25 protein-coding genes and 1 pseudogene are annotated in these 25,122 nt (G+C 69.3%); 15 read left to right on the plus strand and 11 right to left on the minus strand.

Annotation, left to right across the window (positions count from 1 at the left end; translation table 11 throughout):
- Positions 1-5: 5 nt before the first annotated feature.
- Both QZ647_RS10455 and QZ647_RS10460 read left to right on the plus strand, forming a co-directional pair.
- A complete protein-coding gene (locus QZ647_RS10455; RefSeq protein WP_291272111.1) occupies positions 6-794 on the plus strand; it encodes an enoyl-CoA hydratase-related protein in 789 nt (262 codons plus the stop codon).
- A gap of 65 nt (positions 795-859) precedes the next feature.
- Positions 860-1,156: a hypothetical protein gene (locus QZ647_RS10460; protein ID WP_291272112.1), complete on the plus strand. Its 297-nt coding sequence runs from the start codon at positions 860-862 to the stop codon at positions 1,154-1,156.
- A 16-nt stretch (positions 1,157-1,172) separates the two neighbouring features.
- On the opposite strand, the gene QZ647_RS10465 is transcribed toward QZ647_RS10460, so the two are convergent.
- The 3 genes from QZ647_RS10465 to QZ647_RS10475 are packed head-to-tail and all read right to left on the minus strand — an operon-like array spanning position 1,173 to position 5,265.
- On the minus strand, positions 1,173-3,986 hold the full coding sequence (locus QZ647_RS10465) for a serine/threonine-protein kinase (protein ID WP_291272113.1): 2,814 nt from the start codon (positions 3,984-3,986) through the stop codon (positions 1,173-1,175).
- A 47-nt stretch (positions 3,987-4,033) separates the two neighbouring features.
- Positions 4,034-4,336, minus strand: coding sequence for a PH domain-containing protein (locus QZ647_RS10470; RefSeq protein WP_291272114.1), 303 nt, complete (start codon positions 4,334-4,336; stop codon positions 4,034-4,036).
- Positions 4,336-5,265: a transketolase C-terminal domain-containing protein gene (locus QZ647_RS10475; RefSeq protein WP_366526181.1), complete on the minus strand. Its 930-nt coding sequence runs from the start codon at positions 5,263-5,265 to the stop codon at positions 4,336-4,338. Before QZ647_RS10475 ends, QZ647_RS10470 begins: the two co-directional genes overlap by 1 nt.
- Positions 5,266-5,420: 155 nt before the next feature.
- Between QZ647_RS10475 and hrpB the strand changes: the two genes are divergently transcribed.
- Positions 5,421-7,889 carry an ATP-dependent helicase HrpB gene (hrpB, locus tag QZ647_RS10480; RefSeq protein ID WP_291272116.1) on the plus strand — a complete coding sequence of 823 codons (2,469 nt, stop codon included), beginning with the start codon at positions 5,421-5,423 and terminating at the stop codon, positions 7,887-7,889.
- A gap of 2 nt (positions 7,890-7,891) precedes the next feature.
- Here the strand turns inward: hrpB and QZ647_RS10485 are convergent, their stop codons facing one another.
- Positions 7,892-8,578: an aldolase/citrate lyase family protein gene (locus QZ647_RS10485; RefSeq protein WP_291272117.1), complete on the minus strand. Its 687-nt coding sequence runs from the start codon at positions 8,576-8,578 to the stop codon at positions 7,892-7,894.
- Between the two features lie 68 nt (positions 8,579-8,646).
- Here QZ647_RS10485 and QZ647_RS10490 point away from each other — a divergent pair, with 68 nt between their 5' ends.
- The 7 genes from QZ647_RS10490 to QZ647_RS10520 are packed head-to-tail and all read left to right on the plus strand — an operon-like array spanning position 8,647 to position 14,183.
- Positions 8,647-9,144, plus strand: coding sequence for a GNAT family N-acetyltransferase (locus QZ647_RS10490; protein WP_291272118.1), 498 nt, complete (start codon positions 8,647-8,649; stop codon positions 9,142-9,144).
- Positions 9,141-9,509 (plus strand): holo-ACP synthase, encoded by a 369-nt coding sequence (locus QZ647_RS10495; RefSeq protein WP_291272119.1) that lies wholly within the window; start codon positions 9,141-9,143, stop codon positions 9,507-9,509. Before QZ647_RS10490 ends, QZ647_RS10495 begins: the two co-directional genes overlap by 4 nt.
- Positions 9,510-9,566: 57 nt before the next feature.
- Positions 9,567-10,424 carry a protein-glutamate O-methyltransferase CheR gene (locus tag QZ647_RS10500; RefSeq protein WP_291272120.1) on the plus strand — a complete coding sequence of 286 codons (858 nt, stop codon included), beginning with the start codon at positions 9,567-9,569 and terminating at the stop codon, positions 10,422-10,424.
- Positions 10,425-10,440: 16 nt separating this feature from the next.
- The gene (locus QZ647_RS10505) at positions 10,441-11,289 is read left to right on the plus strand and encodes an HDOD domain-containing protein (RefSeq protein ID WP_286355313.1); all 849 of its coding nucleotides are present in this window, start codon (positions 10,441-10,443) and stop codon (positions 11,287-11,289) included.
- A 21-nt stretch (positions 11,290-11,310) separates the two neighbouring features.
- Positions 11,311-12,174: an HDOD domain-containing protein gene (locus QZ647_RS10510; protein WP_291272121.1), complete on the plus strand. Its 864-nt coding sequence runs from the start codon at positions 11,311-11,313 to the stop codon at positions 12,172-12,174.
- 9 nt (positions 12,175-12,183) lie between these two features.
- Complete coding sequence (locus QZ647_RS10515) at positions 12,184-13,293, plus strand: chemotaxis response regulator protein-glutamate methylesterase (RefSeq protein ID WP_291272122.1); 1,110 nt, start codon at positions 12,184-12,186, stop codon at positions 13,291-13,293.
- Complete coding sequence (locus QZ647_RS10520; protein WP_291272123.1) at positions 13,293-14,183, plus strand: hypothetical protein; 891 nt, start codon at positions 13,293-13,295, stop codon at positions 14,181-14,183. Before QZ647_RS10515 ends, QZ647_RS10520 begins: the two co-directional genes overlap by 1 nt.
- A gap of 49 nt (positions 14,184-14,232) precedes the next feature.
- Here QZ647_RS10520 and lpxD read toward each other — a convergent pair whose 3' ends face one another.
- A complete protein-coding gene (gene lpxD / locus QZ647_RS10525) occupies positions 14,233-15,222 on the minus strand; it encodes a UDP-3-O-(3-hydroxymyristoyl)glucosamine N-acyltransferase (protein WP_291272124.1) in 990 nt (329 codons plus the stop codon).
- Between the two features lie 86 nt (positions 15,223-15,308).
- Here lpxD and QZ647_RS10530 point away from each other — a divergent pair, with 86 nt between their 5' ends.
- From QZ647_RS10530 to QZ647_RS10540, 3 genes are read left to right on the plus strand one after another with little or no spacing between them, the layout of a single operon-like run.
- On the plus strand, positions 15,309-16,103 hold the full coding sequence (locus tag QZ647_RS10530) for a prolipoprotein diacylglyceryl transferase (RefSeq protein ID WP_291272125.1): 795 nt from the start codon (positions 15,309-15,311) through the stop codon (positions 16,101-16,103).
- A complete protein-coding gene (locus QZ647_RS10535; RefSeq protein ID WP_291272126.1) occupies positions 16,100-17,104 on the plus strand; it encodes an RluA family pseudouridine synthase in 1,005 nt (334 codons plus the stop codon). Before QZ647_RS10530 ends, QZ647_RS10535 begins: the two co-directional genes overlap by 4 nt.
- Before the next feature lie 36 nt (positions 17,105-17,140).
- On the plus strand, positions 17,141-17,611 hold the full coding sequence (locus tag QZ647_RS10540; RefSeq protein WP_291272127.1) for a rhodanese-like domain-containing protein: 471 nt from the start codon (positions 17,141-17,143) through the stop codon (positions 17,609-17,611).
- On the opposite strand, the gene QZ647_RS10545 is transcribed toward QZ647_RS10540, so the two are convergent.
- The 4 genes from QZ647_RS10545 to acs all read right to left on the minus strand — a co-directional run bounded on the left by QZ647_RS10545 (position 17,612) and on the right by acs (position 21,980).
- A complete protein-coding gene (locus QZ647_RS10545) occupies positions 17,612-18,211 on the minus strand; it encodes a hypothetical protein (protein WP_291272128.1) in 600 nt (199 codons plus the stop codon).
- A 25-nt stretch (positions 18,212-18,236) separates the two neighbouring features.
- Positions 18,237-19,451, minus strand: coding sequence for an AmpG family muropeptide MFS transporter (locus QZ647_RS10550; protein WP_291272129.1), 1,215 nt, complete (start codon positions 19,449-19,451; stop codon positions 18,237-18,239).
- A 25-nt stretch (positions 19,452-19,476) separates the two neighbouring features.
- Positions 19,477-19,953: a DUF2231 domain-containing protein gene (locus tag QZ647_RS10555; protein ID WP_291272130.1), complete on the minus strand. Its 477-nt coding sequence runs from the start codon at positions 19,951-19,953 to the stop codon at positions 19,477-19,479.
- Between the two features lie 170 nt (positions 19,954-20,123).
- A complete protein-coding gene (gene acs, locus QZ647_RS10560; protein ID WP_366526182.1) occupies positions 20,124-21,980 on the minus strand; it encodes an acetate--CoA ligase in 1,857 nt (618 codons plus the stop codon).
- Between the two features lie 203 nt (positions 21,981-22,183).
- On the opposite strand from acs, the gene QZ647_RS10565 reads away from it, so the two are divergent.
- Complete coding sequence (locus QZ647_RS10565) at positions 22,184-22,822, plus strand: DUF5655 domain-containing protein (RefSeq protein WP_291272132.1); 639 nt, start codon at positions 22,184-22,186, stop codon at positions 22,820-22,822.
- A gap of 13 nt (positions 22,823-22,835) precedes the next feature.
- Here QZ647_RS10565 and QZ647_RS10570 read toward each other — a convergent pair whose 3' ends face one another.
- Together QZ647_RS10570 and ybaK are read right to left on the minus strand one after the other, a co-directional pair.
- The gene (locus tag QZ647_RS10570) at positions 22,836-23,792 is read right to left on the minus strand and encodes an aldo/keto reductase (RefSeq protein WP_291272133.1); all 957 of its coding nucleotides are present in this window, start codon (positions 23,790-23,792) and stop codon (positions 22,836-22,838) included.
- Positions 23,793-23,881: 89 nt separating this feature from the next.
- Positions 23,882-24,361: a Cys-tRNA(Pro) deacylase gene (gene ybaK, locus QZ647_RS10575; RefSeq protein WP_291272134.1), complete on the minus strand. Its 480-nt coding sequence runs from the start codon at positions 24,359-24,361 to the stop codon at positions 23,882-23,884.
- Between the two features lie 56 nt (positions 24,362-24,417).
- On the opposite strand from ybaK, the pseudogene QZ647_RS10580 reads away from it, so the two are divergent.
- Positions 24,418-25,094 (plus strand): annotated as a pseudogene (locus QZ647_RS10580) (SDR family NAD(P)-dependent oxidoreductase).
- The last annotated feature ends 28 nt before the right edge of the window (positions 25,095-25,122 follow it).

Below are 25,122 nucleotides of genomic sequence, written 5' to 3' on the forward strand. Positions count from 1 at the left end.
TCCCCATGTCAGCTCCCATCCGCTTCGAGGTCCGCGACCGGATCGCCACCCTCACGCTGGACCGCCCGGACAAGCTGAACGCGCTGATTCCGGAGATGAAGGAGGGCTTCGAGGAGGCCTTGGCGAAGGCCGCCGAGCCCGGCGTGAAGGTGCTGCTGCTGAGGGGCGCCGGGCGCGCGTTCTGCGCCGGGGGCGACATCGGGTGGATGGCCCGGGCCCTCGCCGAGGGCCGCTGGACCGAGATGGAGGCTCTGCTGGATCTGGGCGCCACGGTGGCACATGGCCTGGCCACGCTGCCGAAGCCTGTCGTGGCTGTCGTGCAGGGGCCGGCCGCCGGGGCCGGCATGAGCCTGGCGCTCGGCGCGGATCTGCGCCTCGCCTCATCGGACGCCGCGTTCAGCATGGCCTTCGTGAAGATCGGCCTGCACCCGGACTGGGGCGGCAGCGTCATGCTGTCGCGCCTGGTGAACCCCGCCCAGGCTGGGGAACTCATGCTGCTCGGCGAGACCCTGACCGCCGAGCGCGCCCTGGCCCTGGGGCTCGTGAACCGCGTGGTGCCCCCGGACCAGCTCGAGGCGGCGGTGACGGCCCTGGGCCAGCGCCTCGCCGCCGGGCCTTCCGAGACCTTCGCCCGCATCAAGGCCACCCTCCTGCGGAACCAGGGACTGGATGCCGAGGGCCTGCGCGCCCGTCTCATGGCCGAGGGCGCCCAGATGAAGGCGGCCATGCGCCACGCCGATGCCGGCGAGGGCCTGGCCGCCTTCCTGGAGAAGCGCGCCCCCAGGTTCGCCTGAAGGCAAATCTGGACGGACCGCCGTCCTTGGGAAAAACCTCCCGGAGGTGTGGCATGGTGGGATCCATGCCGACCGTCCTCACGATCTGCGCCGACTGCGAGCGCCAGGCCCTCCGGCACCCCAAGCGGGGCAAGGCCGTGGCCGAGGCGTTGACCTGCCTCACCAGACTCCTCCTCGGCCGGAAGCACCTCCAGGGTCTCCAGGTGGCCCGGGTGACCTGCCTTCGGAATTGTCCCTTCGGAAAGATCTGCGTGGCCTTGGCCCGCGGTGAGCGGGAGGTCCGGCACCACCTGGCGCCCGGTGATGACCTCGATGCCGTGGCCGCCAAGCTCACGGGCACGGCCCGGGCAAGCAGGAGCTGAGGTCAGACGACAGGTCCTAGCGGCCACCGTCCGCGAGGAAGAGCGCCCGGGTGGCCTCGAGTTCCGTCCGGAGTTCCGGGGCCTGACGGCGCGGATCCTCCGTCGCCCGGGCCAGTTCCGCCAAGGCGGCCTCGCGCTGACCGGACCGGAACGCCTGCCAGGCCTTGGCGCGGTGGACATAGGGTGAGTTCGCTTCTTCGGCGGTGAGCGACGAAAGGCGCTTCTCGGCCTCCGCCACCTCAGGCCTGGGCTTGCGGATCAGGCACTCGGCGCTGGCGGCCTGGGCGTTCGCGCGGATCTCCGGCGTCACACCTGCCGGCAGGAGCTCCAGTACCTTCTGGTAGCCCGCCAGGGCCTGGCTGAACCGCTGCTGGAGCCGATCCACTTCCGCGCCGTAGAACCGGCATTCAGCCTCGACGGTCCGCAGGCCCGAGGCCTGCGCGAGATCCAGAGCCCGGCCGTGGAAGGAGGCGGAGGCGGACGAATCGCCCTTCATCAAGGCCAGGATCCCGAGGTTCCTCAGGCAGGTGACCTGCCCACCCTGGTCGCCCACCGACTGCCGGATCGCCAGGGCCGCCGTCAGGCGCCCCTCGGCCGCTGGGAGATCCCGGGCCATGAGGGCCACCACTCCCAGGTTGTTCAGCGCCAGGGCCTCGCCCCACCGATTCCCGAGTCCCTGCTGAAGGTTGAGGTTGTTCCGGTAGAGGGCCTCCGCCCGCCCAAGATCGCCCCGCTTGAGGGCGAGGTTCGCCAGGTTGTTCTGGGCCAGCGACAGATACACCTTGTCCCCGGTCTGCTGGCTGAGCCTGAGCGAGCGGTCATAGAACTCAGCGGCCTCCGCGTACTTGCCTCGTTCGGCGGCGATGAGGCCCAGGTGGTTGTAGGCGATGGTCTCCCCATCCCGGTCGCCGATGGCCTGGGCCAGGGCCAGGGTGGCCTCCCGCAGTTTCTGGGATTCATCGAGGTGCCCGAGATCCTTGGCCAGGTAGGCCTTCAGGCCCAGGGCGCGCCCCTCGGCCCAGCGGTCCCCCGTGGCCTTGGCGGACATGAGGGCCCAGTTGGCAACCGCCGGTGCCTGGTCCCGGCCCAAGCGGCGCAGGCACGCGGCGTAACCCGACACGGCGCTGGAGAAGGAGGGCGCCTTCAGGGAGGCCTCCCGGAGGTAGGCTTCACTGCCCTTGAAGTCCCCCTTCAGGAAGCGCGCCTTCCCCTCGGCATAGAGAGCGAAGACTTCCGGGGGGACCGGCTCGTTCTGCACCGCACTGGAGCGGAGGGGATCCACCTTGTGGAGCAGGTCGTGAGCCGCCGGATCCACCAGGGCGTAGGGGGCGAAGGCTCCCTGCTGGGGAGCCTTCGCGACACCCGAGAACCGGGTCCGCCCCGCGCCATCCACCAGCTCATAGGTCAGCAGGTTCACGCCCGCCGCAGGATCCCGGCTCAGCGCCCCCCTGAGGAAGAGGTGGGCGCCCAGGGCATTCGCGATCCGGGGCTGGCTGGCCGGATCCATGGCCTCCGCCGGGGAGATCCGCAGGTTGGACATCACCCGGGCCACGGACTCGGGCTCCACCACGGCCATGTGGGGCGATCCCTGCAGCGCCGTGGAGAGCAGTTCCGTCATGCCCACGCCCACTTGGGCGTCCAGGGCCGGATCTCCCGTATCGTTGCGGATCGGCATGACCGCCATGCGGGGGGGATGTTCCTTCACGAGGTCCGCGATGATGCTGCGGCCGAACAGGTAGTAGCCCAGCCCAAGCACCAGGCCGAGCGCCGCCAGGGCGCCTCCCACCCACCAGGCCGCTGGATTCCCGGCCAGCTGCCGGCCGAGATTCTCCGCCACCTGACGGCTCGTCGGCCGCTGATCCGGATCCTTGTGAAGCATTGCCCGCAGCAGGGCCCCCACCTGCCGGGGAAGCCCTCGACCCCGCAGCGACCTGATCTGCCCCTCGATGGTGGCCGCCATCCTGGCCTGGCCTTCGCCCGGAAAGGGGTAGTCCCCCAGCAGCAGCTCCCAGGCCACCACGCCCAGGGAGAACACATCGCTGGGCGGGCCGACGCGCTTCCCCCGCATCTGCTCGGGCGACGCATAGGTGGGGCTGCCCATGAAGACACCCGCCTCCGTCATCTCGCCCCAGGAGGAGGGAGAAGGAGAGGGCGAATCCTGTGAGGCCTCCACCCGGGTCCTCCCTCCTTCGCCCTCGGAGGGGGAAACGACCAGGGTGGGGCCGTCTCCCGAAGCCTCCGCCAGGCCTGAGAGGTTCGGGACATTCCCGGTCGGATCATTCCCCTGGACCGTGGTGGAATCCACCAGCCTCGCAAGGCCGAAGTCCAGGACCTTCACCTGTCCCGCGGCATCGACCATCACATTGCTGGGCTTCAGGTCGCGGTGGACGATCCCCTTGGCGTGGGCCGCCTCCAGGGCATAAGCGATGGCCCTGAGAATCTGCAGCTTCCGGCGGAGGTCCAGCCCCGCCGCCAGCTTGGAGAGGGTCTCCCCCTCGATGAACTCCATGGCGATGAAGGCGCTTCCCCGCGCTTCCACCCAATCGTGCACCTGGCAGACATTCCGGTGGTTGAGCTGGGCCAGGGCCATGGCCTCCCGGCGGAAGCGCGCCGTGGCGGCCGCCTTCCCGTGGTCTCCCAGACGGATCGACTTGAGGGCCACCTTCCGCTCGAGCACCGGATCCCAGGCCAGATACACCGCCCCCATGCCCCCCTGGCCGAGGAGCGCTTGCACATGGAAGCGGCCGACCTGGGCCCCGGGGGCGAGCGTACCGGCCCTGAGAGGCCTTGGAAGCTCCGAATCCGAGGGCGATGGCGTCGCGATCTGCATGGTCGGGCCTGAAGGAAGGGGCCGGTGGGAAGGGTGCCGGTCTCCCCTTACCTCATGCCCCGGCTTTGGGCCGCTTCGATGAGTTCCTTGATGCGGCGGGCATCGGCCTTGGTGTGGCCATGGCTGGTGAGGGGGTCGCTGCCGCCGGTGCTCTCGACGGTGATGTCGGACCAGAGCAGACCGGTCTCGATGCGGACGCTGGCCACCTTCGACAGGTGGATGCTGATCTCGTTCACCGTGAACCAGGCGCGCTTGCGGCGGACCACGGCGGTGTCCGTCACCTCGATGACGGTTGTGAACAGGTGGTTGCCCTGGGTCCAGCGGCTGGCCTTGAAGGTCTCGGTGGCCATCAGAGGGCCCCCTTCGCAGCGGCGGCCACGGCCTGGGGCGTGATGCCGTAGGCCTCCAGCAGCTTCTCGGGCTTGCCGCTCTGGCCGAACTGATCCTGCACACCCACCCGGCGCAAAGGCATGGGATGGGCCTCGGAGAGGATCTCCGCCACCACGCCGCCCAGGCCGCCGTGGGACTGGTGCTCCTCGCAGGTGACGACGGCCTTGTGGGTCCTCGCCAGGTCCAACAGGGTCTCGCGGTCGAAGGGCTTGATCGTGGGGCTGTGCAGCACGGTGGCCTCGATGCCTTCGGCGGCCAGCAGGTCCGCGGCGTCGAGGCAGATGGAGGTGCCCAGGCCGCAGCCCACCAGCAGCACATCCTTGCCGGTGCTGGGCCGCATCACCACGGCCTTGCCGATCTGGAAGCGGTAGTCCTCGGAGTGGATGCGGGGGAACTTGTCCCGGGTGAGGCGGACATAGACGGGCCCGTGGTGGGCATAGGCCGCACGGATTGCCTGCCGGGTCTCGAGGGCGTCGGCCGGAGAGATGACAGTCATGCCGGGGATCATGCGCATGAGGGCCAGGTCCTCCAGGCACTGGTGGGTACCGCCGTCTTCGCCCACGGTGAGCCCTGCGTGGGTGGCCACAATCTTCACATTCTGGTGACCCACGCCCACGGCCTGGCGCACGAATTCATAGGCCCGACCCGTGGCGAACATGGCGAAGGTGCTCACAAAGGGCACCACGCCCGTGGTGCTGGCCCCGGCCGCAGCGGCCACCATGCCCTGCTCAGCGGCGCCCATGTTGAAAAAGCGTTCGGGAAAAGCCTTGGCGAACTTGCTGGTGCGGGTGGAGCCGGCCAGATCGGCGTCAAAGACCACGAGGTTGGCACCCTCGTTCCCCAGTTCCACCAGGGTGTCGCCGTAGGCGTCCCGCAGGCTGTCCATCACCCCACCCGCCCTGCCGCCCACGCCCGCCGTTTCCGCACCCGCCATGATCACTCCCGTCGAAGCCTCCATTCTACGCGAAGGAAGGTCACCGCCGCTGCCTTGCGCCGCATGGCAGATCGTCAAGGGCGGTCTGCCATATCCGATAGGCTGAATGGATGCGTTCAGCCCTCCCCATCGACCCTCTGCTACCCCAGATCGTGGACAGCCTGCACGGAAACCCGAATCTGGTGCTACAGGCGGACCCCGGCGCAGGCAAGACCACGCGGGTGCCCCCGGCCCTGCTGGAGGCCGGCCTGCTGGGGAATGGCGAGTGCTGGATTCTCGAGCCCCGCCGTCTGGCGGCCCGTCTCGCCGCCACCCGGGTGGCCGAGGAACTGGGCGAGCCCCTGGGACAACGGGCAGGCTACGCGGTGCGCTTCGAGCAGAAGGTCTCGAAGACCACGCGCCTGCGCTTCGTCACCGAAGGCCTCCTGCTGCGCCGCCTGCACGGCGACCCGTTCCTGAAGGGCATCGCCGCCGTCGTGCTGGACGAGTTCCACGAGCGGCACCTGCATACGGACCTGGGTCTCACGCTGCTGCGGCGTCTCCAGCGTACCGCGCGCCCCGACCTGAAGCTGCTGGTCATGTCCGCCACGCTGGATCCGGGCCCGGTAGCCGTCTACCTCAATTCGCCCGTGATGAAGAGCGAGGGCCGGGCCTTCCCCGTGACCACGACCTTCCTGCCGCGGCCCGATGATCGCCCCCTCGAGCAACAGGTGGCCGAGGCCCTGGACTGTCTCTATGGCGAAGGACTCCGCGGCCACACGCTGGTCTTTCTCCCGGGAGCCGCGGAGATCCGGGCCTGCCTGAGGGGTTGCGAGGCCGTGGCTGCGCGGCGGGGGCTGAGCCTGCGCCCCCTCCACGGCGAGCTGTCACCGGACGCCCAAGCCCATGCGCTGGAAGTCAGCAGCGCGCCCAAGGTCATCCTCAGCACCAATGTGGCAGAGAGCTCTGTGACGCTGGACGGCATCGACGCCGTGGTGGATTCGGGGCTGGGCCGGGAAGCCTCCCACTCGCCCTGGTCGGGCATCTCGGGCCTGCGCACCGTCCGCATCAGCCAGGCCCGCTGCACCCAGCGCACGGGGCGCGCGGGCCGCACCGGGCCCGGCCGCTGCCTGCGCCTCTACACCGAAGCCGACTTCGGCGCCCGGCCTGCCTTCGACGCGCCAGAACTGCAGCGCTCGGATCTGGCGGAGCCCCTGCTCGCCCTGCACGGCCTGGGCCTCGCCGAGCCGCGGGACCTGGACTGGTTCGAGGCGCCGCCGGAGGCCGCCGTGGCCTCGGCGGAAACCCTGCTCACCCGCCTTGGTGCGCTGGAGCACGGACACCTCAGCGCCATCGGCCGGCGCATGGCCGACCTGCCCCTGCACCCTCGCCTGGCCCGGCTGGCCATCGCCGGAAGCGACCTCAACATCCCGCAGCTGGCCCTGCGCGCCTCGGCTCTGCTGGAGACCGGCAACCTCTCCGCGCGGCAGGGGCTCGATCGAACACCCGTGAAGACCGGCCACGGCGCGGACTCGGACCTGCTGTTGCGCCTCGACCAGTTCGAGGAGGCGGAGGCCGCGGGCTTCGGGGCAGGCGCCTGCCGGGCCGCGGGGCTGGATGCCTCGGCCATCCACCGCGCCAAGCGGGCCGTGCAGTCCCTGTCGCGCTTCCTGCCCTCGCCTGCCGAGCCGGCAGACGCCGAGGCGCGCCTGCTGAAGGCGCTGCTTTGGGCCTACCCGGACCGCGTGGGGCAGCTCTCCGCCAATGGCACCTGCGCTTTTGCGGGGGGTGGGGGCGCGAAGCTGGATCCGGCCTCCCGCATCCGGCGACCGGGCCTGATCCTCGCCCTGGAGGCCGAGGCCGTGAAGCAGGGCACCGGGGGGCAGACCCTCATCCGCCTCGCCTCCCGCTGCGAGGCCGACTGGCTGCTGGAGGCCTTCCCCGAGCGCCTGGAGGACACGGACGAGGTCCTGTTCAACGCGGCGGCCGGCCGCGTGGAGCGGCGCTCAGAGATCCGCTACGACGGCCTGGCCATCGACGCGAGCCGCGGTCCCGCCGATCCCTCGGATGCCCGGGTGGCCCTCCTGCTGGCCGAGGCCCTCCGGGAGCGGCCCCTCGATGAAGTTCCGGCGCGCCTCCTGGCCCGGCTGGCCTTCCTGCGCCGGCATCGCGCGGATCTTGATCTGCCCGAAGATCTGCTGGGCCCCTTGCTGGCGGGCGCCTGCGCGGGACGGACCACCCTGCGCGAGGTCCAGGATGTGGATTGGCCCAGGGCCCTCCGCCAGGCCTTTCCGGCGGAAACCCTGCGCCTTCTGGACGCCTGGGCGCCCGAAGCCATCCAGCTGCCCAGGGGCCGGCCTACCAAGGTCCACTACGAGGATGACCCGCCCTGGATCGCCTCCCGGCTCCAGGATTTCTGGGGCCTGAAGAAGAGCCCCGCCGTGGCCGGGGGTGCCGTGCCCCTGGTGCTGCATCTGCTGGCCCCCAACATGCGGGCCGTGCAGGTCACCACCGATCTCGCGGGCTTCTGGCAGCGGGTCTACAAGGAACTGCGACCGGGCCTGTCGCGGCGGTACCCCAAGCATCATTGGCCGGAGTAGCTTCAGCCCCGGAGTTCCGCCAGCAGCTCCCGCGCTCCGGCCTCCAGCAGGGTGCCGTCCAGGCCCGCCGCCAGCAGCGTGAAGCCCGCGGCCTCATGGGTCCGAATCTCCGCTGCGGTCATGCGGAAGATGCCGAGGGGCATGCGGGCCTCCCGGCAGGTGCGGGCCAGGGTGGCCACGGCGCCCCGGAAGTCGGGATGGTCGAACTGCTCGGCGATCCCCAGGCTGGCGCTCAAGTCGTAGGGGCCCACGAAGACGGCGTCCACTCCCGCCACTCCCACGATGGCCTGGATGTTCGCCAGCGCCTCCCGGGATTCGGCCTGCACCACCACCAGGCCGCGGCCGCGCACGGCGCGGACGGCGGCTTCCGCCTGGGCCGCCGTGTCCACATGGGGCACGATGAGGCCGGCCGCCCCGCAGGAGGCCGCATCGGCGAGGACTTCCGGCTCCAGGGAGGGCACCCGCAGCAGGCAGGGCACGGCGCCAGCGCCAGCCCCGGCCCGGGCAAGGGCGGCCAGGGTGCGCGAGGTCTCAGCCGGGCCGAAGCCACCGTGCTCACCGTCGAGGAACAGCCAGTCGAAGCCCTGGCCGGCCAGGCGCAGGGCCACCTCGGGCCGGGGAATCTGGACGAGGGTGCCCAGCAGGCGCTCGCCGGCGCGGAGGCGGTCGTGAAAGGGGGGGCGGGCCATGGCATACCTCCCTGCCAGCTTGAACTGGACCGGATCCCGGAGGGAGGCTTTCGAGCTACTTTGGAACCATGCTGACCTTCCGCCCCATCCAGCCCCCGGACGACGCCGCCATGGCCGCCATCATCCGCGCCGTGATGCCGGAATTCGGAGCGGACGGACCGGGCTTCGCCATCCACGACCCCGAGGTGGACCACATGAGCCGGGCCTACGCGGCCCCGGGCGCCGCCTACTTCGTGGTCGAGGATCCCTCCGGCCGCCTGGTGGGCGGAGGGGGCATCGCGAAGCTGGAAGGCGGCCCCGAGGGCGTCTGCGAGCTGCGGAAGATGTACTTCCTGCCGGAAGCCCGCGGGATGGGCATGGGCGAGGCTCTGCTGCGCCACTGCCTCGAGGTGGCCATGGGGCTGGGTTACCGCACCTGCTACCTGGAGACCCTCACGGGCATGGATCAGGCGCAGAAACTCTACGGGAAGCTGGGCTTCCGCCCCCTCTGCAGCCCCATGGGGAACACGGGCCACGGCGGCTGCGACCGGTGGTTCGCCAAAGACCTGGCCGGGGAGTCGGCATGATCCGGGGCCTCGGAACCGACCTCTGCCCCCCCAGCCGCTGGCGGCACCTGGTCGAGCGCTTCGGGGCGGAGAAGTGCGCGGGACGCATCCTTCACCCGGAGGAGGCGGACTACCTGCTCCACGGCAACCGGCAGCGCCTGCCGGAGCGCCTGGCGGGCCGCTGGGCCCTGCGGGAGGCCTTCGGCAAGGCCTTGGGCACCGGGCTCGACGGCTGGTCCTGGAAGGAGCTGCGCTATGTGAATGGGCGGCTCTGGGCCGTGGGGGCCCTGGCGGAGCTGCTGGCAGCCCGGGGCGTTCAGAAACTCCACGGCAGCCTCACCCATGACGGGGACCTGGCTTTGGCCGTGGTCATCCTGGAAGATTGACCCGGCGGAAACTCAAGGATCAGTCCCCCCCGCCGATCCCTCGGAAAGGACGACCCGATGGATCCCCTCCAGGCCAAGCAACAGATGACCCTCGCCGAGTTCCGGAGCCTCCGGGACTTCATCTATGCAAAATCAGGCATCTTTTTCAGCGAGTCCAAGCAGTACTTCTTGGAAAATCGCCTCAACAAGCGCATCGGCGAGCTCAAGCTGAGGAGCTACAGCGACTACCTGTCCCTGCTGCAGGGCATCCAGGGGCCCGTGGAGTTGAAGCGGCTCTTCGTGGAGATCACCACCAACGAGACCAGCTTCTGGCGCAATCCGCCCCAGATCGAAGCCTTCCAGAACATCGTGCTCCCCGAGGCCGCCAAGCAGGCGCGCGAACGGGGCCAGAGCCGCCTGCGCATCTGGTCGGCGGCCTGCTCCAGCGGCGAGGAGCCCTACACCCTGGCCATGATCTGCCAGGAGCTGAAGGACACCGTCCTCCGCGGGATCACTGTGGAGATCCTGGGCACGGACATCAGCGAGAAGGTGCTGTCCCAGGCCCAGGACGGGGTCTACAACAGCTACACCCTGCGGAACCTCACGCCGGAACAGCTCCTGCGTCACTTCATCCCGTTGGGCAAGGATCTCTACCAGGTGAAGCCCGAGGTCCAGCGCTTCACCAGCCTCCGCCATTTCAACCTGGTCGATTACGCGGCCTATCGCCAGCTGGGCTCCTTCGATGTCATCTTCTGCCGGAATGTGCTCATCTATTTCGACGAGGTGGTCAAGGCCCAGGTCTTGAAGGGCTTCCACGAACTGCTTCATCCCCGGGCCTACCTGCTGGTCGGACACAGCGAAAGCATCCATGCTTTCAACACCGGTTTCGAGCTGCTGCACTTCAGCAAGGCCATGGGATACCGGAAGCGGACCTGAGCGGCCAGGAGCGATCATGCCCATCACCCCCCAAGAACTCATCGCGAACCTCGGAGACCTGCCGCCCCTTCCGCAGGTGGCCTCCCAGGTGCTGCGCGTATCCGCCGACCCCGATGCCACGGCCGAGGACCTCCGCAAGGTCATCTCCATGGATCAGGCCCTCACCAGCCAGATCCTCAAGATCTCGAACTCCGCCATGTTCGGCATGATGCGCGAGGTCACCACCCTGACCCAGGCGATCATGACCCTGGGGTTCTCCACCATCAAGAGCGTGGTCATCGCCAGCTCGGCCAAGAACCTGTACCACCGCGGCACCGTGGGCCTCCAGGAGCGCCTGATCTGGGAGCACGCCCTCGTTTCCGCCATCGCCAGTCGGGCCTTCGCCAAGAGCCTGCGCTTCGCCCGGGTCGAGGAGGCTTTCATCGGCGGCCTGCTGCATGACATCGGAAAATCCGTCATGGGCGTGAAGTTTCCCGAGCGCTACTCGTCCCTGCTCCGGACCGTCTACAACGAAAATGGCGTCTGCATTCAGCTGGAACTGGACACCTTCGGGTTCGACCACGCCATGGTGGGCGAGGCCCTGGTGACCCAGTGGAACCTGGCCCCCAGCCTGCAGGCTGCCGTGCGCTGGCACCACGACCCCATCCAGGCCGGCGCCGACCATCAGCCCCTGGCGGCCATCGTCGCCCTGGCCAACCACCTGGCCTTGGAAGAGAAGGTGGGCATCGGCGATCCCGCCCACCTGGAAGGTGCCTCCCAGCAGGCCATGGAGATCCTCAAGCTCGGCCCCGAAGCCCTGGCCGGTCTCAAGGAAGGGGTCCGCAGCGCCATCGAGCAGGACAAGACGATGATCGCGGAGTTTTAAATGAAGATCGCGGAGTTCTGAATGATCACCCGGGAGCAGTTTGCCTCGCGACTGAAGGCCAAAGCCCTGCCGAGCCTCCCCCTCACGGTGGTGGCGCTGGGCGAGGCCGTCCAGGACGAGCGCTGCACCGTGGACCGCATCCTCAGCATCCTGTCGAAAGATCCGCCCCTTTCCGCGGCCCTGCTGCGCATGGCCAACTCCGCCCTCTATGCCGGAACCGACTCGGTCATGGACCTGCGCACGGCCGTATTGCGGCTGGGCTTTGACGCCGTCTCCAACCTGGGCACCGGCGCCGCGGTCATCCGCACCCTCAAGGGCGGTGCTCACCTGGATGCCGTCCGGCTTTGGCAGCACAGCGTCGCCGTGGGCCTGACGGCCAAAGGCGTGTGCGTGCTCGCCAAGCGGCATGGCCAGGCGGAGACCGCCTTCCTGACCGGCCTGCTGCACGACATAGGGAAGATCGCCCTGGACACCTGCTTCCCCGAGATCTATGCGGAGGTGCTCCAGAAGGTTGCCGAAGGCGCCCATTTCGTGGATGCGGAGCGGGCAGTGCTCGGCCTCGACCACGCCGAGGCCGGCGCCCTCCTCGCGGCGGAATGGTCCTTCCCCCAGACCATCGTGGAGGTCATCCGCGACCACCACGAACCCAAGCCCGAAGACTTCCTCCCCAACCTCATCCACCTGGCGGATCTGCTCGTGCGGACGCGCATCCCCATGGGCCCTGCGGACGCGCGCCTGATGATCAGCCTGGACGAGCTGCCCGCCTTCAAGGCCGTCCTTGCCGGTGCCCTGCACAAGGATCTGGATGTGGAGCGGCTGACCTTCTCCATCGACGACGAGGTGGATCACGCCCTGGCCTTCGTCGAAGCGGCATTCCAGGCCTGAGGGACGACCATGACTGCGACGATCCGGATCCTGGTGGTGGACGACAGCCCGTTCATGCGGAAATCCCTGCAGAAGATGCTGGAGGAGGCCCCCGACCTGCGGGTGGTGGCCACCGCGCGCGATGGCGTCGATGCCCTGGAGAAGATCCAGGAGCACAAACCCGACATCGTCACCCTCGACATCGAGATGCCGCGCATGGACGGCCTCACCTGCTTGAAGAAGATCATGGCGGACCATCCCATGCCCGTGCTGATGGTCTCGAGCCTCACCCAGGAGGGCGCCCAGGCCACCCTGGATGCCCTCTCCATCGGGGCCCTCGACTTCATCCCCAAGGAGAGCAGCTTCGCCAGCATGAGCATCCTTCAGATCCAGCACGATCTGCAGGAGAAGGTGCGCCGGCTGGCCACCAGCCCCCGGTTCCACCGGCCCCCCGGCGGAGCACCCCACCCGGCCTCTCCCGCGGCCGCCCCGGCCCCGGTGAAACCGGTCGCGGCCCCTCCCGTGCGGGCAGCGGTACCCGCCGGCACCTCCCTTCCGGGCACCCCCCAGGCCGACCTGCTGGTGCTCGGCAGTTCCACCGGCGGCCCCAAAGCCCTGCAGGACATCCTACCGGCCCTTCCGGCCAGCCTTCCGGTCCCCTGCCTCATCGTCCAGCACATGCCCAGCACCTTCACCAAGCCCTTCGCAGACCGCCTGGACGGCCTCTGCCAGGTGCATGTCAAGGAAGCCGAGCAGGGCGAGCCCCTCAAGGCCGGCACGGTCTACATCGCCCCGGGCGGCCTCCACATGACCTACGGGACCAGGACCCCCAAGGGCTGCATCGAGCTGAGCTCCGAGCCCGTATCCTCCCTGCACCGGCCCAGCGTGGATGTGCTCTTCATGAGCGTGGCCGAGCTCTTCCACGGGCAGGCCCTCGCCACCATCCTCACGGGCATGGGCGCGGACGGCGCCAAGGGCATGGAGCAGCTCAAGCGCAAGGGTGCCCATACGCTGGCCGAGGCCGAGGAATCCTGCGTGGTGTACGGCATGCCGCGCGCCGCCGTGGAGCGGGGCTGCGTGGATCTCGTGGCACCCCTCCCCGACATCGCCGGCCACATCCGGCGCCACTTCCGGATCTGATGACCGGCTCCATTCCCCTCACCCCGGCGGTCCTCGCCTCCCTGAGGATCCCGGCCGCCACGGCCCCTTCCGCCGTCGCGCTGCTGAAGGCCCTGGTGGGACAGACCCTCGAAGCCACCCTGGAATCCACCGGACCGGAGGGGTTACACCTCCGCCTGGCGGACGGCAAGGAGCTGGTGGCCGAAGGCAACCTGCCCTTTCCCGCCGGCAGCGCCCTCGCCCTGAAGGCCCTTCCCCTGCCCAGCGGTGCGGGCATCCGGCTCCAGGTGGTCCGCGCCACGCCGCCGCCGGCCTCGCCGCTGCTGCATCCCCTCACTCAGGGGGAGGCCGCCCCCCTGCTGGCCCGCCTTCAGGCGCCTGGCGCGGCCCTGGAGCCCCTCGCCGCCCTGTTCCGCGCCCTGATGCCGGCCGGGGCCGCCGACCAACCCGAGAGCTGGTCCGGCTGGCTGAAGGAGGCGCTGCGCGCCCTGTCCGATCCCGCCGCCTCGCCGGCCGAGGCCACCTTCCACCGCCTCCAGGCCCGGGAGGGCACCGGCTGGTTCGAGCTGCCCCTGCCCTGGGCCGTGGGCGCCGAACCGCTGCGTCTCTGGATCGAGGCCGATCGAGACGCCGGCCCCGAGGAGGGGAAGGAGCCGGTCCATCGCGTCTTCCTCAGCGTCCCCTTCAGCGCCCTGGGAGATGTGCGCCTGGGACTCGAGCAGCGAGCGGCGGGCCTGCGGGCCCGGCTCTGGCTGCAAGATCCCACCAAACTCGCCGCCCTCCGTCCAGCCCTGGAGGCAGCGTTAGCCACCCTGGGCCGTCCCGTCGACCTCCAGATCCTGCCCCTGCCCGATCCGGCCCCGGACCTGCGGGCCCTCGCGGGAGGAACGCCGCTCTCGGCCCTGGGCTGATGTTGGATTGAGGTTGGATTGAGGTTGGATTGACGCGGGTTGACCGGCGTCAGCCCTTCCGCAGCTGCTTCATCAGCCTCGGCAGGCGGTTCAGGGCGGCCTGGGCCTCGGTCCATTCCCGGTGGGGACGCGCCGGGAAGCCCGTGACGAAGCTGCCCTCCGGCAGGCTCTTGGCCACCACGCTGTTGCCGCCCACCACGCTGCGGCTGCCGATCTCGATGTGGCCCACCACGCCCACCTTGCCCGCCAGCGTGACGAAGTCGCCCAGCTTCGTGGAACCGCTGATGCCCGTCTGGCTCACCAGCAGGCAGTGGTTCCCCACCTGCACATTGTGGCCCACCTGCACCTGGTTATCGATCTTGGTGCCCGTCCCGATGCGTGTGGGGCCCAGCACCCCGCGGTCGATGCAGACGCAGGCGCCGACCTCCACATCGTCGCCCAGCTCCACCCAGCCCACCTGGGGGATCTTGGCGTGCCGGCCCTCCACCAGCACATACCCATAGCCGTCGCTGCCCACCACCGAATTGGCGTGGACGACCACGCGGTTCCCCAACCGCGTCCGGCGGTAGAGCACCACACCGGGGAACAGCTCGCAGCCGTCGCCCAGCACGCAGTCATCGCCGAGGTGGGCGCCCGGGTGAACGATGCAGCCCTTTCCCAGCACCGTGCGCGCGCCCACCGTGGCGCCAGGGGCGATGCGGCAGCCCGGTCCCGCCACCGCCGTGGGATGCACCGGCGCATCACCCCATTCGGGGGCCGGTTCGGGATGCAGCCAGCCGATGGCCTGGGCGAAGGCCCAGTAGGGATGCTTCACCCGCAGCACCGGGAGATCGCCCAGCTCCGCCGTCGCGTCGGCGAAGATCAGGCCCGCGGCGCTCCCCTTGGCTTTGGCAGCGTATTTGGGGTTGGCGAGGAAGGACACGGAGCCCGCGCCGGCCTCTTCCAGGGGCTTCACTTCGGAAATGACGCGATCCGGGGGACAATGGTCGAGGTGGCCATCCAGACGCCCTGCCAAGTCCTGGGCTGTGATGATCGGCATGGCGCTCTCCTATTCAGTCTTCAGTCTTCAGTCTTCAGTCTTCAGTCTTCAGTCTTCAGTTTCCAGTCATCCGTGCGGAATCCATCATGCATCCAGTTCTTTTTGAGATAGGTTCGTTCCCCCTGGGCACCTACGGGCTGCTACTGGCCATCGCCTTTTTCGCCGGCACGGCCCTGGCCAAGCGGCAGGGCAGGCTCGACGGCCTGGCCCCCGCCGCCATCACGGACCTGGCCATCGCCATGCTCATCGCGGCCATCGTCGGGTCCAAGCTGCTCATGGTCGTGGTGGATCTGATCAACGGCGCGCCGCTGCGCGAGGTCTTCTCCCTGGGCACGCTGCGCGCCGGCGGCGCCATCCATGGTGGCATCATCGCCGCCACGGCCGTGTTCTTCTGGAAGCTCCGGAAGGGCCAGGGCCTCCCCCTGCGGATCACGGGCGATGCCCTGGTGCCCGGCGTTGCCCTGGGGCAGGCCATCGGGCGCCTGGGCTGCTTCTCCGCCGGCTGCTGCTACGGCACCGAAAGCCACGCCTCCTGGGCCACGACCTTCACGGATCCCCTGGCCCACGCCTTCAGCGGCACGCCCCTCGGCATTCCGCTCCATCCGGTTCAGCTCTACAACACCGCCGCCAATCTGGCGGTCATGGCCGTCCTGCTGCTGGCCCGTCCGAAGCGGGCCTTCCAGGGCCAGATCTTCGCCCTGTACTTCCTGGTGGAGGGCCTGGGCCGTGTCATCACCGAGACCTGGCGGGGCGACATCGACCGTGGCACGGGCTGGCTGGGCTGGGCCTGGCTCAGCACGGGGCGCCTCACGGGGGTTGCCTTCATGATGCTGGGCCTGGGCCTGTGGATCTTCTGGAACCGCCGCAAGGGGACGACATGATGCAGCTCATCGCCGAGGACGGCGCGCCACGCCTGGACCGCTTCCTCGCGGACCGCTTCCCCGAGATCCCCCGCGCCCGTTGGGATGCCCATGTCCGGCTGGGCGGGATCAAGGTGAACGGAGAGCCGGTGACCAAGGGCGGCGTGAGGCTGCGACCGGGCGACCGGGTCGAGACCGAGCTTCCGGTGATCCCGGTGCCGGCCGCGCACCTGGAGGCCGAGGCCATCGACCTGCCCTCCCTGTTCGAGGACGCCCACCTCTGGATCGTCGACAAGCCCGCGGGCATGGTCGTGCATCCGGGCCCCGGTCATGCCGGAGGCACCATCGTGAACGCCCTGCTCCATCGCCTCAAGACGCCGGTGCTGCTCGAGGCCATTGAGGGGAAATCAGAGGAGACCGAAGAAGAAACCGGGGAACTGGCCGAAGATGTGGCCACGGGCTGGCCGGGCCTCGTCCACCGCCTCGACCGCTACACCACGGGCTGCCTCTGCCTGGCCAAGACCGCCGAGGCCCAGCGCGCCATCCAGGCCCAGTTCAAGGACCGCACCGTGGAGAAGCGCTACCTGGCCCTGGTACGCCATTCCCCGCGCCTGCCCCAGCTGGGCAGCCTGCTCATCGATGAGCCCATCGCCCGCCACAAGCAGGACCGCCTCCGCATGGTGGTGGCCGAGGGCGGGCGCCCCGCCCAGACCCGCATCCGCGTGCTGGCCCGCACCACGAGCATCGCCCTCGTGGAGTGCGAGCTGCTCACGGGCCGCACCCACCAGATCCGCGTCCACCTCGCCCACCTGAGGGCCCCGCTCATGGGCGATCCCCTCTACGGCGGCCCGGGCCGCTGGAAGGATGTGGACGGCGAAGCCCTGCTGCTGCCCCACCCGGCCCTGCACGCCTGGAAGCTCTCCGTGGATCACCCGGAAACCGGGGTGCGCATCCACGCGGAAGCCCCCATTCCCGAGGCCTTCCGGGCCCTGGCCGCCTCTTTGGGCTTGCCAGGGTACTGAGGCGGGCGCATCCTCGCGGTGAATCCCGAGGACCCCATGTTTGCCACCGCCTGCTTCGCCGATCCGTCCGTCCTGGAACGGTGGATGAAGACCTACCCCTTCCTGCCGGGCGCGGTGTTTGCCGGCCTTTGCCTGATCGTATTGATCGTGGTGGCCCTGCCGCGGATCCAGTCCTGGCATCGCGGTCGGAACCGCCCGGTGCTGACCCCCGTACAGGTCGAAGAACTGCTGCAGGGCCCGGGCGTCCTGATCGTGGACCTGCGGAGTCCCGAGGCCTTCCGCGGGGGCCACATCCGGGGCAGCCTGCATGTCCCCTTCCCGGACCTCACCCGGCGCTTCGAAGTCCCGGATCCGGCCGCCAAGCGGGCGCTCGTCCTGGTGGACGAGACCGATGTCCTCTCCCACCAGGCCCTCGACCTCCTCCTGGCCCGGGGGTTCCGCTGGATCTATGTCCTCAAGGGCGGCCTGAAGGCCTGGCGCGGCGACAGCCGGCCCCTGGCGAAGTAGTCACTTCCCCGAATCGCCCGCCAGGGCCGCCGTGGCCTGGCTCTGGAACGCGAGGTGGGTGATCCACCACCGCTTCCCGTCCCAGGCGCACTGCAGCGCGTTGATGCCCGTGTACATCGCGGGCCCGTCGGCGGTGAGACGGATGTCATAGGGAGACCAGACCTGGGCGACTCCGTCCTGCTTCTGGACGGACACGGCCGTGCTCCGTTCAAAGAACCCCTTCTCCCACTGGGGAATGGCAAAGGACAGGAAGGCCTCCAGTTCCAGGGGGCGCAGGAAGGCCCCGTGCTCCGGGTGCCGGGCCGCCACCATCAGGCGGGCCTGGGGATGGAACAGCGCCCGGATCTTCTCGATGTCCCGCTTCTGGTCCTTCGGCCCCGAGATGAAGGCGTAGAGCGAAGCCGTGAGCGCCTCGGGGGTCCCGACCTCGGCCGGACCCAGGTCCGCCCGGACCACCTCCTTGATGGGATTCGAGCTGCGGGGCGCGGGCTTGGCGGGCTCGGCCGTCGGTTTGGGCAGCGGCTTGGGCAGCGGCCCCTGGGCCGGCAGGGATGGAGCACCGAGGACCAAGGCGCCGAGGCACAGGACGAAGCGGATCATGGAACCTCCCGTGGAGACGACTGTGTCATGCCTCGTCGGTTTCAGGGAGCCCCCAGCGATCCCACAGCAGCAGCAGCAGCAGGCCTGGAATGGCCGCCGCGGCGCAGACGGGGAAGTAGAGCTTCCAGCCATAGGACTCCGCCATGAAGCCCGTGAGGCCGCCGAAGACCGTGCGGGGCAGGGCCGTCAGGGCGCTGAAGAGGGCGTATTGGGTGCCCGTGTATGAACGGTTGCAGCTGCCCATGAGCAGCGCCACCAGCGCGCTGCCACCCATGCCGTAGGCCAGATTCTCCAGGGTGTTCGCCGCCACCAGCAGGGGCAGGTGCCGGCCCAACATGGAGATGGCCCAGAAGCCCAGGATGCTGCCCGCCTGGACGAAGCCGCAGATCCAGAGGGCTTTGCGAAGGCTCATGCGCATGAGCATCCACCCGCCGATCAAGCCGCCCAGGATGATGGCCACCATGGCGGTGGTCTTCTGCACCGTGCCGATCTGCATCTTGGTGAAGCCCATGCCCCGCATCAGGAAGGGCATGGTCATGGCTTCCGCCAGCCAGTCTCCCAGTTTGTAGAACACCGCAAAGGCCAGGAGGTAGCCGATGCCCTTGCGCTGAAGCAGGTCCCGGAGGGGGCCGGAGACGGCCTCCTGCAAGGAGCGGGGCGCCTGGGCCACCGCATCCGTGTTCATGGCCAGCCAGGTGCCGACCATCCCCAGCAAGGTGAGACCGGCCATGCCCAGGTAGGTCACGCGCCAGCCGAAGACCTGGGCCAGGATCATGGCCAGGCCTCCGCTCACCAGCATGGCCACGCGGTAGGCGGCGATGTGGATGCTGTTGCCCAGCCCCAGGTGCTTCTGGTCCAGGGCCTCGGCCCGCCAGGCATCCACGGCGATGTCGAAGGTGGCGCTGGTGACGGCCACGGCCAGGGCCAGGATCACCACGCGCAGGAGGTCCAGGTGCGGCTCGCTGAGCGCCAGCAGGGCCAGGGCCACCGCCATGGCCCCCTGCATGGCCAGCATCCAGCCCCGCCGCCGGCCGAATCCCGGCAGGGCGTAGCGATCCAGGAAGGGCGCCCAGAACACCTTCAGGCTGTAGGGCAGCGTCACGAAACTGAAGAGCCCGATGGTGGCGAGACTCAGTCCTTCATCCGTCATCCAGGCCTTCAGCGTCGAGCCCGTGAGGAAGAGCGGAAGGCCCGACGCGAAGCCGAGGAGCAGGAGGACGGCGTATTGGCGGGGCTTCATTCCACCAGCCTAACCGGAGCGGCGCTCAAGGCGCCTCGCCCCCGTGGGTGTGCAGGTCGTGGACCATATGGCCGCCCTGGTGCCCCGTGCGGAACAGCGCGGCCACCCCCAGGGCGCTGACCAGCAGCCAGAGCAGGAACAGGAACCGGGCCAGGGCCGGGGAAAGGCTCCAGTGACGGAACCGGACCAGCCCGTGATACCCGAGCCAGGTGGCCATCAGGCAGCCGAAGATGGCCACGGTCCACTGCGCCGACACCTGGTGCTGCTCCAGGGCCGCCCTCAGTTCCGGCGTCCGGTGGGCGAGGTTCTCCGCGGCCTCCCCTGTCGCCAGGGCCGCCAGCGCCCCCAGGAGGCCCAGCAGGAGCAGGAGCAGCGCCGAGGCATGGATTCCCCGGCGCTGGGCCGGCCGGAGGCCCCCCAGCACGAAGAGCAACGGAGCGGTCGCCAGCAGGGCGATGGGAAAGTGCACGATCGCAGGGTGGAGGTGATTCAGGGGAGGCATGGCGGCTCCGGGGGAGGAGGCCCGGCCGGGATCCATCGGCGGCGTCCCCGGGCCTCTCCCGAGCATGGACTCATCAGAGGGGAGGGGGCCAGATCCGAGGTTCGGGATTGTTCATCCGGCCCAGGAAGGGGCTCCTTGCAGCGAAGCGGAGCGAGGCCCCCCGGACAGCATCAATCCGCGAGGGTGCTGAGATCTCCCGGATCCTGGCCCAGGGCCTCGGCCCGGAGGGCGCGGCGGACGATCTTGCCGGAGCGGGTCTTGGGCAGGCTGGCCCGGATCTCGATCTCGCTGGGCATGGCGATGCCGCCCAGGTCTTCACGGACATGATCCTTGAGGCTGGCGATGAGGCCCGGCCCTGTGGATACACCCGCCTTCACGACCACGAAGGCCATGATGCGCTCGCCCTTGATGGGATCGGGCAGACCCACCACGGCACTCTCGGCCACGGCGGGGTGGCGGATGAGCGAACCTTCCACATCGGCGGTGCCAATGCGGTGGCCCGCCACATTCAGCACATCGTCGGCCCGGCCCAGCACGGCGATGTAGCCGTCGGCATCCTTCACCGCGACATCGCCCGCGCTGTAGCAGCCGGGAATGTCCTTCCAGTAGTCCTCGTAGCGCTTGTGGTCGTTCCAGATCGTGCGGAGCATGTAGGGCAGCGGGAACTTCACCACCAGCAGGCCGCCCTGGCCGTCGGGCACGGGCGAACCGTCCCGGTTCACCACCGCGAGCTGCGCGCCGGGAAGGGCCTTGCCGGCCTTGCCGGGCCGGGCCTCGAAGGTGGGCAGGGTGCCGATGACCGGCCCCGCGATTTCGGTCTGCCACCAGTTGTCCACCACCTGGCCATTCCCCTGCCCCACCAGGTGCTTCTGGGCCCAGCGGTGGGCTTCCGGGTTCAGGGGCTCGCCGGCGCAGGCCATGAGCCGGAGCTTGCTGAGATCGAACTTCCCGGGAGCTTCCGATCCGTGGCTCATCCACATGCGGACGGCGGTGGGGGCGGTGAACATCACATTGACCCCGAAGCGCTCGCAGATCTCCCAGGTGACCTCGGGGCTGGGGTAGTCCGGCGCGCCCTCACGGCAGAGGATCGTGGCGCCGATGCTCATGGGGCCGTAGACGATGAAGCTGTGGCCCACCACCCAGCCGATGTCCGAAGTGCTCCAGTAGATGTCGCGTTCCTGGATCTGGTAGAAGGCCCTGCTCAGGTAGTTCACCCCCACCAGGTAGCCCCCCGTGGTGTGGACGACGCCCTTCGGCTTCCCCGTCGTCCCACTGGTGTAGAGGATGAACAGGGGATGCTCGGAATCCACCATTTCCGGGTCGCAGTGAATCTCGCGCCCCTGCTGGATGTCGTAGAAGTCCTTCTCGCGCTCGCTGGCGAAGGTCACGGGGGCGTCGCCGGGGCGGGAGCCCCGCCGGTGCACGATGACATGGTCCACCGAGGACAGGTCGCGCACAGCCTCATCGACGATGGGCTTGAGGGCGATGGCCTTGCCCCGGCGATAGGTGAAGTCCGAGCAGACCACCACCTTGGCCCCGGCATCCTCGATGCGGGTGCGCAGGGCCAGCGCCCCCATGCCCGCGTAGACCACGCTGTGGATGGCACCGATGCGGGCGCAGGCCAGCATGGAGATGATGCCCTCGGGCGTGAGGGGCATGTAGAGGATCACGCGATCCCCCTTCTTCACGCCCAGGCGTTTGAGCGTGTTCGCAAAGCGGTTCATCTCCCGGTAGAGCCGGTTGTAGGTGTAGGCCCGCTCGTCGCCGTCCTCCCCCACCCACAGCAGCGCGGCCTTGTTGCGGCGGTCGCTGTGCACATGGCGATCAATGCAGTTCACCGTGGCGTTGAGCTTTCCGCCGATGAACCAGGCGTGGTCGGGCGCCTTGAACTGGAAGACTTCCGTCCAGGGTTCATGCCAATCCAGGGCCCTGGCCTTGTCGCCCCAGAAGGCCGCGGGATCCTCCTCGGCCAGGGCGCGCTCCACCTCGTAGTTGATGGCGGCCTGCTTGGCCAGCCAACCCCGCATGGGAATCGCCGCCTCGCCCTTCTGCAGCGCCTCGATGGTCTTCTGCTGGGTAATGCTGATTTCCACATCGCTCATGGAAGACTCCGAGAACGGGGTGAGGTGGATTGGATTGGATAGGTTGGGAGGGAAGGTAGCACGGCCCCGGGACCGGAGGATGGGAAACGATGACGGTGATCACAGCTACACTTGCCCCGGAGTTCCCCATGTCCAAGCCCGCGAGCACCTCCGCCTCCTACGACCTGCATCCGAGCGTGGCCTATGTCCAGAGCATCCTGGCCAACCTGGAGGCGAAGACCGGGCACACCCTGGAGGCCTGGGTGGCGCGGGTGAGGGCCGAAGGTCCGGCCGAGGCCAAGGCCCGTCTGGCCTGGCTGAAGGCGCAGGGCCTCGGCACCAATCAAGCCGGGTTCGTGGCCCAGCGGGCCGCGGCCGCGCCGGGCCACGCCTTTGACGACACGCCGGAAGGCTACCTGGCCGCGGCGCCCGGGTATGTGGATGCCCAGTACGGCGGGAAGAAGGCGCACCTCCGTCCCCTGTTCGAGCAGGCCGTCGCGCTGGTCCGGAGCCTCGGGAAGGAGGTGAGGGTCTGTCCCTGCGAGACCCTCGTCCCCTTCTACCGGAACCATGTCTTCGCCGAGATCAGGCCCTTCGTCTCCCGCCTGGACCTGGGTCTCGCCCTGGGCGATCCCGCCACCGTGAGGGATCCCTCCGGCCGCCTCAAGGACACCGGCGGCTTCAAGAAGAAGGACCGCCTCACCCACAAGCTCGAGCTCTCGTCGGAAGCCGATCTGGCCGTGGCCCTGCCCTGGCTGGTGAAGGCCTTCGAGCGGGACGGGAAGTAGCCCGCGGAGGGCTTCAATACCGGCTTGCGAGCTCCAGGGCCGCGACATCTTCTCCTGACAAGGTCAGCGACGCGGCCCGGAGCAGGCTGCCCAGCTGGTCCAGGGAGGTGGCGCTGGCGATGGGGGCGGTGACCCCGGGCCGGGCCATGAGCCAGGCCAGCGAGACTTCCGCAGGCTTCGCCCCGTGCCGGGAGGCCACTTCATCAAGCGCCCGGAGGATGCGGAAGCCCCGCTCGTTGAGGTAGGCCTTGACCCCGCCCCCCCGCGGGCTCAGCCCCAGATCGGCTTCACTCCGGTATTTGCCGCTGAGGAACCCCCGGGCGAGGCTGTAGTAGGTGATGATCCCGAGCCCCTTGGCCATCGACAGGTCGCGCAGGGCGCCGTCGTAGCTCTTGCGGTCGTACAGGTTGTATTCCGGCTGCAGGATCTCGTAGCGCGGCAGGCCCTTCTCCTCGGCCACCTCCAGGGCCGCGCGCAGCTGGGTCGCGTCGAAGTTCGAGGCGCCGATGGCCCGCACCTTGCCCGCCGCGATCAGCTTCTGATAGGCCGCAAGCGTCTCCTCGTGCGGCGCCTCCGGGTCGTATTTGTGGGACAGGTAGACATCGAGGTGGTCGGTCTGGAGGCGGCGCAGGGAATCCTCCACCGCGCGCTCGATCCAGGCCGCCGACAGCCCCTTCCGGCCTGGCGCCATCTCCATGCCGACCTTGGTGATCAGGGTGATCCGGTCGCGGCAGCCGCGGGTCCGCATCCACTCGCCGATGATCGTCTCGGATTCGCCGCCTTGGTTCCCGGGCTTCCAGATCGAGTACACATCGGCGGTGTCGACCGTCTCGAAGCCCGCACCGGTGAAGCGATCAAGGATGTCGAAGGAGGTTTGCCTGTCGGCGGTCCAGCCGAACACATTGCCGCCGAAGACCAGCGGCGAGATCGAGAGGCCGGTCCGGCCCAGGGGTCGCTTGGCGTGCGTCATGGAAACCTCCGAAGGTCCGCGCCGAAGGGCGAGGCGGATATGGGACAGATTAGGCTCAACCGGAGGAACGCGGCCCAGGCGGTCGGCGCCTAGGGAATCGCCACATTCACGCGGACGATCTTCAGCACACGGCCCAGGTCCTCCGGGGCCAACCCCACCAGGAAACCCCGGCTGCCACCGTTGAGGTAGATGCGGTCCAGGTCGAAGATCGTGGCCTCGGCATGGATGGGCATGGCCTTTTTCGTGCCGAGAGGGCTGGTGCCACCCACCAGGTAGCCGCTGTGGCGGTTGGCCACCTCGGGCTTGCAGGGCTGCACGGCCTTCGCGCCGATCTGGCGCGCCAGTTCCTTGGTGCTCACCTCGCGGTCGCCGTGCATGAGGATGATGAGCGGTGCCGCGCGGTCGTCCTCCATCACGAGGGTCTTGATGACCGCGTGTTCCGCCACGCCCAGCTCCCGGGCGCTCACCGCCGTACCGCCGTGGTCCTCGTAGCGGTAGAGGTGCTCGGTGTAGGCGATGCCTGCCTGCTTCAGGAGCCGGGTGGCATTCGTTGACGGGGCCTTGGACATGGCTCCATGATTCCACGACTCGGCAGGCGGCGACCGTCTCCTGCGCTGGAGGCGGCATGAGCGATGCAGGACTTCGTGGCGGCACCATCCTCGTGACCGGCGCGGGCCGCGGGCTGGGCCGGGAGGTGGCCCTGAGACTGGCCGCCCGGGGGTTCACCGTGATCACGGGCATGCGGCGGCCAGAGCCGCTCCATGACCTGGAAGTGCTGGCTTTGAATGTGGCGGACGAGGCCTCGATCCTGGCCGCGGCGGCCGAAGTGAAGGCCCACCACGGGCACCTGGACGCCCTGGTGAACAACGCCGGCATCCTGTTGGATGGCGCCACGGGGGTGATGGAGCTGGAGGCCGACACCCTCCGCCGCACCCTGGAGACCAATGCCCTGGGTCCGCTGCGCATGGCCCAGGCCTTCGCGCCGCTCATGCCAAGGGGGGACGCATCGTGAATGTGAGCAGCGAGGGCGGCTCCCTATCCGCCCCCGCCGCCTGGGCTCCGGGCTACTGCATCTCCAAGACCGCCCTCAACGCCGTCACGGTCCAGCTGGCCGAGGCCCTCAAGCCCCGCGGCATCGCCGTGAACGCCGTCTGCCCCGGCTGGGTGCGCACCGACATGGGCGGCGCCGAGGCGCCCCGCAGCCTCGAGGAAGGCGCAAACAGCATCCTGTGGCTGCTCCTCCAGGCCGGCCCCGACCTCACGGGCGGGTTCTGGCGAGATGGGGAGCGGATCGCCTGGTAAAGCCCGGGGCAATCGCTCCTATCCTTAT

The sequence above is a fragment of the Geothrix sp. genome (assembly GCF_020622065.1).
Lineage (GTDB): Bacteria > Acidobacteriota > Holophagae > Holophagales > Holophagaceae > Geothrix.

Excerpts from the sequence above, each read along its gene's own strand:
- QZ647_RS10455 (WP_291272111.1), top strand. The coding sequence starts at position 6 with ATGTCAGCTCCCATCCGCTTCGAGGTCCGCGACCGGATCGCCACCCTC.
- QZ647_RS10460 (WP_291272112.1), top strand. The coding sequence starts at position 860 with ATGCCGACCGTCCTCACGATCTGCGCCGACTGCGAGCGCCAGGCCCTC.
- QZ647_RS10465 (WP_291272113.1), bottom strand. The coding sequence starts at position 3,986 with ATGCAGATCGCGACGCCATCGCCCTCGGATTCGGAGCTTCCAAGGCCT.
- QZ647_RS10470 (WP_291272114.1), bottom strand. The coding sequence starts at position 4,336 with ATGGCCACCGAGACCTTCAAGGCCAGCCGCTGGACCCAGGGCAACCAC.
- hrpB (WP_291272116.1), top strand. The coding sequence starts at position 5,421 with ATGCGTTCAGCCCTCCCCATCGACCCTCTGCTACCCCAGATCGTGGAC.
- QZ647_RS10485 (WP_291272117.1), bottom strand. The coding sequence starts at position 8,578 with ATGGCCCGCCCCCCCTTTCACGACCGCCTCCGCGCCGGCGAGCGCCTG.
- QZ647_RS10490 (WP_291272118.1), top strand. The coding sequence starts at position 8,647 with ATGCTGACCTTCCGCCCCATCCAGCCCCCGGACGACGCCGCCATGGCC.
- QZ647_RS10495 (WP_291272119.1), top strand. The coding sequence starts at position 9,141 with ATGATCCGGGGCCTCGGAACCGACCTCTGCCCCCCCAGCCGCTGGCGG.
- QZ647_RS10500 (WP_291272120.1), top strand. The coding sequence starts at position 9,567 with ATGGATCCCCTCCAGGCCAAGCAACAGATGACCCTCGCCGAGTTCCGG.
- QZ647_RS10505 (WP_286355313.1), top strand. The coding sequence starts at position 10,441 with ATGCCCATCACCCCCCAAGAACTCATCGCGAACCTCGGAGACCTGCCG.
- QZ647_RS10510 (WP_291272121.1), top strand. The coding sequence starts at position 11,311 with ATGATCACCCGGGAGCAGTTTGCCTCGCGACTGAAGGCCAAAGCCCTG.
- QZ647_RS10515 (WP_291272122.1), top strand. The coding sequence starts at position 12,184 with ATGACTGCGACGATCCGGATCCTGGTGGTGGACGACAGCCCGTTCATG.
- QZ647_RS10520 (WP_291272123.1), top strand. The coding sequence starts at position 13,293 with ATGACCGGCTCCATTCCCCTCACCCCGGCGGTCCTCGCCTCCCTGAGG.
- lpxD (WP_291272124.1), bottom strand. The coding sequence starts at position 15,222 with ATGCCGATCATCACAGCCCAGGACTTGGCAGGGCGTCTGGATGGCCAC.
- QZ647_RS10530 (WP_291272125.1), top strand. The coding sequence starts at position 15,309 with ATGCATCCAGTTCTTTTTGAGATAGGTTCGTTCCCCCTGGGCACCTAC.
- QZ647_RS10535 (WP_291272126.1), top strand. The coding sequence starts at position 16,100 with ATGATGCAGCTCATCGCCGAGGACGGCGCGCCACGCCTGGACCGCTTC.
- QZ647_RS10540 (WP_291272127.1), top strand. The coding sequence starts at position 17,141 with ATGTTTGCCACCGCCTGCTTCGCCGATCCGTCCGTCCTGGAACGGTGG.
- QZ647_RS10545 (WP_291272128.1), bottom strand. The coding sequence starts at position 18,211 with ATGATCCGCTTCGTCCTGTGCCTCGGCGCCTTGGTCCTCGGTGCTCCA.
- QZ647_RS10550 (WP_291272129.1), bottom strand. The coding sequence starts at position 19,451 with ATGAAGCCCCGCCAATACGCCGTCCTCCTGCTCCTCGGCTTCGCGTCG.
- QZ647_RS10555 (WP_291272130.1), bottom strand. The coding sequence starts at position 19,953 with ATGCCTCCCCTGAATCACCTCCACCCTGCGATCGTGCACTTTCCCATC.
- acs (WP_366526182.1), bottom strand. The coding sequence starts at position 21,980 with ATGCGGGGTTGGCTGGCCAAGCAGGCCGCCATCAACTACGAGGTGGAG.
- QZ647_RS10565 (WP_291272132.1), top strand. The coding sequence starts at position 22,184 with ATGTCCAAGCCCGCGAGCACCTCCGCCTCCTACGACCTGCATCCGAGC.
- QZ647_RS10570 (WP_291272133.1), bottom strand. The coding sequence starts at position 23,792 with ATGACGCACGCCAAGCGACCCCTGGGCCGGACCGGCCTCTCGATCTCG.
- ybaK (WP_291272134.1), bottom strand. The coding sequence starts at position 24,361 with ATGTCCAAGGCCCCGTCAACGAATGCCACCCGGCTCCTGAAGCAGGCA.